Genomic DNA, 1503 nt, shown 5'->3' with positions numbered 1-1503 from the left:
TTCGTCGATGTAGGCGAGCCGCCGCTCCCGCGACGAGGCGGGTCCTACGTCCCCGACCACCGACTCGAAGTACGCCAGCGCGTCCTCAAGGGAGTCGGGAACGCCGTCGGCCTGCATGAGCGGGTTGTCCGGCAGCCACAGCACGCCGCCTGACATGGCCGTGGACCCGCCGATCATCGACTGCTTCTCGATCACCAGCGTGTCCAGGCCGCTCGCCGCCGCGGCCACGGCGCCGCACAGACCACCGCCCGAGCCCACGACAACGACGTCAACGGCATGGTCGTAGCTGGCATCCGACTTCGACACGGTGCCCCTCCAGGGAGTGGATGGTTTCGGTACGCTGCCTCAGCCGGCGAGGTACCGGTCGAGTTCGGAGTGCATGTTGCTGATGAGCTGCTCCATCTCGGTGGCGAGACGGTGCTCACGGTAGCTACGCGAATGCAGGCCGCGTTGCTGGCTTGCGATGTTGCTGAAGTCCTGACGCGGGATCAGACCCCAGTTCTCGGTGTCGTCGGAGGCGAAGCGGCCCTTCAGCTTCGCCCGGCCGGGCTCCTCCCCCTCCGGGTACATCGTCAACGACCACACCTCGAAACGGCACCACTCGGGGTCGTCGTTGTAGGGGCGGACCCGGTACGACAACGCGTTACCGAACTGGGGAAGCATGAGGAAGTTCGGGAACAGGAAAACCCCGCCACCCCACATCCGCATACCCTCCGGTGTCGGATGCAGCGGGATACCAGCACCCTCGGCGTAGTCGAACAACGCCTTGATCGCCGCCGTCGGGAAGTCCTCACCGGGCGGAACCCGGTTACGCATCCCCCGGAAGACGTTCAGGTCACGTTCGAGGGTCATCGCGTCCTGCCCCTCCCACAGGATCCGCGACCGCTCCAGAAACGCCTCCCCACCACGCCCCTGGGAGACGCCGCCCGCGGTCGGGTCGAACCGGCCCTGGAAACGACCGTGGCCGTTCTCGAACGCGGTGTACTCGACATTCGCGAACGGATAGTCGTCACCCAGACCGAACGTGAGCTGCGGATGCGTCCCCATCACGTGGTAACCCTCGTGGAACGCCTCCTGAGCCACCTTCCAGTTCGCGTTGAGGATCGTCTCCTTCCACCACCACACCCGCATGTTCTCCACGCACACCGCGTCCAGCAACCCCGCTACCGGCGCCAACGCCTCCCGCAACGGACGGGCATCCGGATCCATGTTGATCCACACGCAGGCACCCCACGTGTCGACCCTGCACTCCCGCAGCCGAATGTCCTCCGGGCGCAGGATCTCCGGCGCGAACCCCTCCGCGCCATACACGAACGAGTTACTTCCGTCGAGATTCCACCGCCAGCCATGGAACGGACACACGATCTGCCCACCGGGCAGCCGCCCGGAACCCGAACACAGCTGGGTAGCCCGGTGTCGGCAGGCGTTGTGGAAGGCCTTGACCGAAAGATCGGGCTGCCGCACCACCAGGATCGACTGGTCGCAGATCTCGTACTCGACGAA

2 protein-coding genes are annotated in these 1503 nt (G+C 65.9%); both read right to left on the bottom strand.

Annotated features, from left to right (window positions below; translation table 11 throughout):
* A partial coding sequence (locus tag E0504_RS49920) for an FAD-binding protein (protein WP_131628142.1) occupies window positions 1-306 on the bottom strand: 306 nt, incomplete at its 3' end.
* A 39-nt stretch (window positions 307-345) separates the two neighbouring features.
* Window positions 346-1503, bottom strand: a 1158-nt coding sequence (locus E0504_RS49915) for an SRPBCC family protein (RefSeq protein ID WP_131628140.1), incomplete at its 5' end; no start/stop codon positions are given.

Source organism: Parafrankia sp. BMG5.11, from assembly GCF_004337455.1.
Note: the sequence above shows the minus strand (reverse complement) of the source record. Positions and strands in the feature narration are given on the sequence as shown.